We start from the raw sequence: 207 nt of genomic DNA, 5'->3' as shown, positions 1-207 counted from the left end.
GTGTCCGGATGTGGTGAGCGCGAGGCCCGAGAGATGAGCGCTTCTGGTCTGGCTGGTCGCAGCATCCGTCCAGTCGAGCTTGAAGTCGGCTTTCGGTGCGGCGAGTGTCCCTGAGGCGGACGCAGTGCCGGATATCGTGCCGCCGGCCGCCAGATTGGGAACGAAGGCATTTGCGAGACTGGCCGGAAGCTTGGCAATCTCTGCATC

The 207-nt window shown here is 63.8% G+C and carries 1 protein-coding gene; it reads right to left on the bottom strand.

Translation table 11 applies throughout. From position 1 onward, the window contains the following. Positions 1-207 (bottom strand): hypothetical protein (locus AF337_RS12435; protein WP_152971032.1); only part of this gene is annotated, 207 nt, incomplete at both ends.

This window comes from Rhizobium ecuadorense (assembly GCF_001187535.1).
Classification (GTDB): Bacteria; Pseudomonadota; Alphaproteobacteria; order Rhizobiales; family Rhizobiaceae; genus Rhizobium; species Rhizobium ecuadorense.
This window is presented reverse-complemented; position numbering and strand designations above follow the sequence as displayed.